The 6,594-nt window shown below is 70.9% G+C and carries 8 protein-coding genes and 1 riboswitch; of the genes, 2 read left to right on the forward strand and 6 right to left on the reverse strand.

From position 1 onward, the window contains the following. Positions 1–48: 48 nt before the first annotated feature. On the reverse strand, positions 49–1,266 hold the full coding sequence (locus tag QH283_RS04510; RefSeq protein ID WP_280501753.1) for an NADP-dependent isocitrate dehydrogenase: 1,218 nt from the start codon (positions 1,264–1,266) through the stop codon (positions 49–51). Positions 1,267–1,564: 298 nt separating this feature from the next. Continuing rightward, positions 1,565–1,676: riboswitch (SAM riboswitch) on the forward strand. Positions 1,677–1,707: 31 nt separating this feature from the next. On the opposite strand from QH283_RS04510, the gene metX reads away from it, so the two are divergent. Next, positions 1,708–2,862, forward strand: coding sequence for a homoserine O-acetyltransferase MetX (gene metX, locus QH283_RS04515; protein WP_414689655.1), 1,155 nt, complete (start codon positions 1,708–1,710; stop codon positions 2,860–2,862). A gap of 60 nt (positions 2,863–2,922) precedes the next feature. Here the strand turns inward: metX and QH283_RS04520 are convergent, their stop codons facing one another. Then, positions 2,923–3,237 carry a DUF3017 domain-containing protein gene (locus QH283_RS04520; RefSeq protein ID WP_280501754.1) on the reverse strand — a complete coding sequence of 105 codons (315 nt, stop codon included), beginning with the start codon at positions 3,235–3,237 and terminating at the stop codon, positions 2,923–2,925. Positions 3,238–3,358: 121 nt separating this feature from the next. Here QH283_RS04520 and QH283_RS04525 point away from each other — a divergent pair, with 121 nt between their 5' ends. Further along, a complete protein-coding gene (locus QH283_RS04525) occupies positions 3,359–3,823 on the forward strand; it encodes a tRNA (cytidine(34)-2'-O)-methyltransferase (protein WP_280501755.1) in 465 nt (154 codons plus the stop codon). 18 nt (positions 3,824–3,841) lie between these two features. Here QH283_RS04525 and QH283_RS04530 read toward each other — a convergent pair whose 3' ends face one another. The 4 genes from QH283_RS04530 to QH283_RS04545 form a co-directional block, all read right to left on the reverse strand. Beyond that, positions 3,842–4,072, reverse strand: coding sequence for a DUF167 domain-containing protein (locus QH283_RS04530; RefSeq protein WP_280501756.1), 231 nt, complete (start codon positions 4,070–4,072; stop codon positions 3,842–3,844). Continuing rightward, complete coding sequence (locus QH283_RS04535; RefSeq protein WP_280501757.1) at positions 4,029–5,105, reverse strand: DUF4349 domain-containing protein; 1,077 nt, start codon at positions 5,103–5,105, stop codon at positions 4,029–4,031. Before QH283_RS04535 ends, QH283_RS04530 begins: the two co-directional genes overlap by 44 nt. Before the next feature lie 84 nt (positions 5,106–5,189). After that, positions 5,190–6,053: a M48 family metalloprotease gene (locus QH283_RS04540; protein ID WP_280501758.1), complete on the reverse strand. Its 864-nt coding sequence runs from the start codon at positions 6,051–6,053 to the stop codon at positions 5,190–5,192. An 89-nt stretch (positions 6,054–6,142) separates the two neighbouring features. Then, a partial coding sequence (locus QH283_RS04545; protein ID WP_280501759.1) for an OB-fold nucleic acid binding domain-containing protein occupies positions 6,143–6,594 on the reverse strand: 452 nt, incomplete at its 5' end.

The raw sequence follows: 6,594 nt of genomic DNA on the forward strand, positions 1-6,594 counted from the left end.
CCCCCCCGGGACGGAGCAGGGACCGGTCGGGCCCGCTCCTGGGTCGGCTCAGCGCAGCGCGCGAGCCAGGTTGGTGTCGAGCGCGCCGAGGAACTCCTCGGTGGTCAGGTACCCCTGATCGCCGCCGACGAGCAGCGCGAGGTCCTTGGTCATCTGACCGCCCTCGACGGTCTTGATGACGACGTCCTCGAGGGTCTGCGCGAAGCCGATGACCTCGGGGGTGTTGTCCAGCTTGCCGCGGTGCTCGAGGCCGCGGGTCCAGGCGAAGATCGACGCGATCGGGTTGGTCGAGGTCGGCTTGCCCTGCTGGTGCTGGCGGTAGTGCCGGGTGACGGTGCCGTGCGCGGCCTCGGCCTCACAGGTCTTGCCGTCCGGGGTCAGCAGCACCGAGGTCATCAGGCCGAGCGAGCCGAAGCCCTGCGCCACGGTGTCGGACTGCACGTCGCCGTCGTAGTTCTTGCAGGCCCAGACGTAGCCGCCCTCCCACTTCATGGAGGAGGCGACCATGTCGTCGATCAGGCGGTGCTCGTAGGTGAGGCCCGCCGCGTCGAACTGGCTCTTGAACTCGTTGTCGAAGATCTCCTGGAAGGTGTCCTTGAACATGCCGTCGTAGGCCTTCAGGATGGTGTTCTTCGTCGACATGTACACCGGGTAGTTCTGCTGCAGGCCGTAGTTGAACGAGGCCCGCGCGAAGTCCTCGATGGACTTGCGGAAGTTGTACATGCCCATCACGACGCCGCCCTCTTCGGGCATCTTCACGACCTCGTGGACGATCGGCTCGCTGCCGTCCTCGGGGGTGAAGGTCAGGGTGACGGTGCCGCCCTGGAAGACCTTGAAGTCGGTGGCGCGGTACTGGTCGCCGAAGGCGTGGCGGCCGATGATGATCGGCTTGGTCCAGCCGGGCACCAGGCGCGGGACGTTGGAGATGATGATCGGGGCGCGGAAGATCGTGCCGCCGAGGATGTTGCGGATCGTGCCGTTGGGCGAGCGCCACATCTTCTTCAGGCCGAATTCCTTGACGCGGGCCTCGTCCGGGGTGATCGTGGCGCACTTGACGCCGACGCCGTGCCGCTTGATGGCCTCGGCCGCGTCGATGGTGACCTGGTCGTCGGTCTTGTCACGGTATTCGATGCCCAGGTCGTAGTACTCGAGGTTCACGTCGAGGTACGGGTGGATCAGCTTGTCCTTGATGAACTGCCAGATGATCCTGGTCATCTCATCACCGTCGAGTTCGACGACGGTGCCTTCAACCTTGATCTTGGACATGGATCTTCGTGTCCTCCTAGGATGGTGCCCTCATTGCACGGCCAGGCGAACACGCTTGTGAGCGGACCCCAGCTGTTCAACAGACAACGTATATGCCCCGCATTGTCTGCGGGACATGTGGTGCAAACAAGACGAGCGTACTGGTTCAGGGCGCCTCACCGCGCGGGGAGGGTGCCCTGTGCGGCCGCTGTGACGGTTACCCGCAAGTAGCTTGCGAGTGACCCAACACACATCGTCCATGATGGCATCCAGGGGTGGATTTCGGCCGCGAACCGATCGCCCGTTACCATGACGATCAGGTCATGAGCGCCAGCGTCAAGCCCCGGCTCGCTGGTCGGCAACCCTCCAGCCCGCGGTGGGGTGCTCCGGGTGATGACCGGGTTCCCGAAGGACGGGAGCAAACGCCGGCAGGAGGTCGCACGAGATGAGCGAGTGGTCCGAGTGACCGTGCGCACCGATCCCGACCGCTGCCCGTCCGCCACCGGCGTCGAACTGTTGCCGCCGCCGGACGGCACCCTCGGCGTGATCCCGATCGGCGATGTCACGGTCGAGAGCGGCGCGGTGGTGCGCGATGTGCGCCTCGCGGTGCAGCGCTGGGGTGAGCTCTCCCCCGGACTCGACAACGTGGTGCTCGTCGAGCACGCGCTCACCGGCGACTCGCACGTCGTCGGCCAACCCGACGCCATCCACAAGCTGCCCGGCTGGTGGAACGGCATGGTCGGGCCGGGCGCGCCGATGGACACCGACGAGTGGTGCGTCATCTCCACCAATGTGTTCGGCGGCTGTCAGGGCAGCACCGGCCCCTCCTCCATCGCCCCCGACGGCAAGCCGTGGGGTTCGCGCTTCCCCTCGATCTCCATCCGCGACCAGGTGACCGCCGAGGCGGCCCTGCTCGACCTGCTCGGCATCCAGCGGCTGGCCTCGGTGGTCGGCGGCTCGATGGGCGGCATGCGGGTGCTGGAGTGGATGGTCGGCGCGCCCGAGCGCGTGGCGTCGGCGCTGGTGCTGGCCGTCGGCGCGCGGGCGACCGCCGACCAGATCGGCACCCAGACCACCCAGATCGCCGCGATCACCTCCGACCCCGACTGGCAGGGCGGCGACTATCACGGCACCGGCCGCGCACCGCTGACCGGCATGGGCATCGCCCGGCGCATCGCCCACCTGACCTATCGCACCGAGGCCGAGCTCGACGCCCGCTTCGCCAACCAGGCGCAGGACGGCGAGGACCCCTACCTCGGTGGTCGCTGGGCGGTGCAGAGCTACCTCGACCACCAGGCCGCCAAGCTGGCCAAGCGCTTCGACCCGGCCACCTACGTGCTGCTCACCGAGGCCATGAACCGCCACGACGTGGGCCGCGGCCGCGGCGGGATCGAGGCCGCCCTGCGCGCCACCCCGGTGCCCTGCGTGGTCGGCGGCGTCGACTCCGACCGCCTGTACCCGCTGCACACCCAGCAGGAGCTGGCCGATCTGCTGCCCGGCTGCCGCGGGCTCGAGGTCGTGCACTCCCGCGACGGACACGACGGCTTCCTCACCGAGACCGAGGCCGTGGGCCGGCTGCTCGTGGAGACCATGCGCCTGGCCGAGGAGAATCGCTGACAGGCACCGCCTGATCGCGCCGCCCGGTGCCGGATGTCACCGCCCGCCGGGCGTGTGGGATCAGCCGACGCCCAGGGTGTTGATGGTGAAGGCGATGAACATGATCGACGAGCCGAGCAGCGTCAGCGCGCCCACGTCGAACGGCTTGCTGCGCACCGCAAGCAGCCCCACCCGCACGCTCGGCAGGCACAGCCGCAACACCGCCCCGAGCAGCGCCGCGCCGCCGAAGATCAGGGCCCCGCGCCGCCACCGGTCCCAGGCCACGAACACCACCGCGACCAGCACCACCAGCAGCACAACCAGCATCGGCACATTGTCCCGCAGGAACCGCCCGGCCCGGCCGCCCTTCGATTCGGCGGAAGCGTCGACGTCCATCACCCGCACGATTCTTCCAGACGGACCCGCCCGGCCGCACCAGCGCGAGAACCACGCCACCGGACCCGGTGGCGGCCGGTCCCCCGACGGGCCCGCCACGGCGCCTGATTGACTGGCTGCCGTGTTCCGACTGATGTTCCACGAGCCGCGCATTCCCCCCAACACCGGCAACGCGATCCGCATGGTGGCCGGGACGGGATGCGAGCTGCACCTGATCGAGCCGCTCGGCTTCGACCTGTCGGAGGCCAAACTGCGCCGCGCCGGGCTGGACTATCACGACCTGGCCAGCGTGACGGTGCATCCGAGTCTGGCGGCGGCCTGGGAGTTGCTCGCGCCGCGGCGGGTGTGGGCGTTCACCACCTCGGGCAGCTCGTGGCACACCGACATCGCCTACGAGCCCGGCGATGTGCTGTTGTTCGGCACCGAGCCGACCGGGCTCCCGGCGCACGTGCTGGACGATCCGCACATCACCGGCCAGGTGCGGATTCCCATGCTGCCGGGCCGGCGGTCGATGAATCTGGCCAACGCGGCCGCCGTGACGGTGTACGAGGCGTGGCGGCAGCACGGGTTCCCCGGGGCGATCTGAGCGACGGGGGCCGGGCCGCTAGTCGTCGATCTCGAAGCGCTTGTGGCGGGAAGTCGCTCCGCCGGTGAGACGCACCGAGGAGCGGGCGACGCCGAAGTGCTCGGCCAGCAGCTCGACGGCGGCCTTGTTGGCCTTGCCCTCGACGGCGGGCGCGCGGACGTAGAGCGTCAGCGTGCCGTCCTCGGCGGTCTCGACCAGCGGGCCCTTACGGCTGTTCGGTTTGATCGTCGCCCGCACCACGGTCGGCACCGGAACCTCCTGCTCCCTCGCTCTTCTCTTCGACAGTTCGCCCTGGCAGGCCGGTCGTGCCGGGGACGTCGGTCTTCCCGGACGGGTCGGCCTTCCCGGACGGGTCGGACTTCCTGTCCGGGGCAGTCTTCCCGGTCGCGGCGTCACCGGTGGCAGCGGGCGCGGCGACCGGCCCGGCGGCCCGGCGCGGACGGCGGATCAGCCTGCGTACCCCCCAGAACAGCCCGCCGAGCACGGCGAGGAAGCCGAGCCAGGGAATCGCCTTGCCCGCGAACACGATCGCGTCCTCCAGCCAGTCGATCAGCGAGTTCCAGCCCGCGACCAGACCGTCGAGGAAGGTGTCCGGGTCGTCGCCGGTTCCGTTGCCGGGGGCGGTGATCGAGAGGGTGAGAGTCGACAGGGCGACCTGGTCGTCGAGGCGGCGCTGCTGGGCGGTGAGGCTGTCGAGTTCGCCCTGGCGGCTGCTGAGCGCCTCCTCGGCATCGATGAGATCGGCGGTGCTGCTCGCGTTCTCGATCAGCGCGCGCAGGCGGTCGACGGAGGCCCGCAGGGCCCTGATGCGGGCGTCGAGATCCTCCCACTGCATGGTGACGTCGTCGCGGTCGGTGCTCACCCGGGTGACCGTGCCGATTCCGCCGAGGCCGTCGACGAAGGAGTCGGTGCGGTCGGCGGGGACCCGCACGGTCAGGGTGGCCGATGGGTCGTTGTCGTCGGTGCCCGGTTGTTCGGTGCGGCTGTCGATCCGGCCGTCCAGAGCACGCACCTGCTCGGCCACCCGGCCCGCGGCGGCGATCGGGTCGTCGGAGGTGATGTCGACGCTGCCGGTGATCACCTCTTTGCGTTCGGCGCTGTCGGTGGCGGTGCTGTCGGACGGGGACGGCGCCTGCTCGCGCAGGCCGGGGGCGATGGCGGGGGCGGCGGTGCCCATGTCGGGCCGGGCGGGCGCGCCGCCACTGCTGCCGCCGTCGCTGCCGCAGGAGACGAGGATGACCGACCCGAGCAGGGCCGCACACAGGACCGCGAGCTTGCGCATGATCGCAGCGTAGCCGTCGCGGCGGCGGGACCGGGGCGAGCCGGGCGAACCAGCCGCCCGCCGAGTTCTGCGACCGGGTGCTCGTCAGCGCGCGCGTTCGATCGCCCGCACCCGGACGCGCGCCGACTCCTGGTGACTCAACAGCCGCCGCCCCAGTGAGGGGGTGCGCGGCTCGTGCCGGGCCGCCCAGGTGCGCAGTGCCGCGGCCAGCGCCGGACCGTGCCCGGTGGTCACGGCGTAGCGGTCGGCGGCGGTCTCGGCGACCCGCGAATAGGCCGCGCGCGCCAGGGGTTCCACCACCAACAGCACCGCGAACACCCCGACGCCGGGCAGCCCGAGCCGGTAGCCCACCGCCAGCAGCAGCGCGGGCAGCAGCAGTGCGCCGAGGGCGGCGCGCACCGGCAGGGCGTAGGGGCCCAGCGTGTCCAGCGGGCGGCCGAGCAGGGTGAGCAGCCGCCACAGCACCGTCACCGGCCAGGCGCACCAGTCCCGGCACAGCCGCAACCGAGGATCGGTGCCCGCGTGGTGGCCCAGCGATTGGGCCAGCACCGCCCGGATCTGCGCGGCGGACAGATGCTCGAGCGCCCAGCTGGTGACGGCGAGGGCGCGGGCGGGGACGGCCCGCGCGCTGACCCGCTCGCACTCCTGCACCCACAGCGGGTAGTTCTCTCCCGGTACCCCGGAATCCGCGGCGACGGCGTGCCATTCGCGATTCAGGCGCAACGCCTCGTCGACGCCGGGACGGCGGTAGTCGTGCAGGATCGCGCTCGCCTTCTCCCGGTCGGGCGCATACCAGGCGACCCAGACCAGCGCCACCCCGTACAGCAGCCAGGCACCACCCACCGCGAGCACGGCCCAGGAGCCCCACAGGGCGCCCGCCGTGCCCGCGATGAGCAGGCTGAGCAGGACGGTCGGCAGCGTCAGCACCGACGCGACGATCACAGACACGAGACGACATCGTACGGATCGTCGTCGCGGGCGAGCACCGAGTTCCTGGACGCGTCAACGGAAGTCGCCGACGGCGCCGGTGGGGGCGTTCAGCGGAAGTCGCGGGAGGTGGAGGCCATGTTCAGGCTCAGCTGCTCCACGTGCTCGGCCGTCACGCTGACCGCGCCTTCCGCGTTCTGCACCCGCCCGCGCACCAGCAACGCCGAAGACCCTTGTGCCACTGCGCGATAGCGCTTCCACAGGCCTGGCGAGCAGGCCACGTTCACCATGCCGGTCTCGTCTTCCAGATTGAGGTAGGTGACCCCGCCCGCGGTCGCCGGGCGCTGCCGGTGCGTGACCGCGCCACCCACCAGCACGCGGGAACCGTCGGGCACGTCGAGCAGCCCGGCGGCGGGGATCACCCCGAGTGCGTTCATCCGCTCGCGCAGGAACTCGGTCGGATAGCTGCCCGGCGAGACACCGGTGGCCCACACGTCGGCGGCGGCCAGTTCCAGCGCGCTCATGCCGGGCAGGGCGGGCGCCACGGTGGCCGCGCCGGTGC

Origin of the sequence: Nocardia farcinica (assembly GCF_029867845.1) — a bacterium.
Lineage (GTDB): Bacteria > Actinomycetota > Actinomycetes > Mycobacteriales > Mycobacteriaceae > Nocardia > Nocardia farcinica_A.

Excerpts from the sequence above, each read along its gene's own strand:
- QH283_RS04535 (WP_280501757.1), bottom strand. The coding sequence starts at position 5,105 with ATGCGCAAGCTCGCGGTCCTGTGTGCGGCCCTGCTCGGGTCGGTCATC.
- QH283_RS04510 (WP_280501753.1), bottom strand. The coding sequence starts at position 1,266 with ATGTCCAAGATCAAGGTTGAAGGCACCGTCGTCGAACTCGACGGTGAT.
- QH283_RS04520 (WP_280501754.1), bottom strand. The coding sequence starts at position 3,237 with ATGGACGTCGACGCTTCCGCCGAATCGAAGGGCGGCCGGGCCGGGCGG.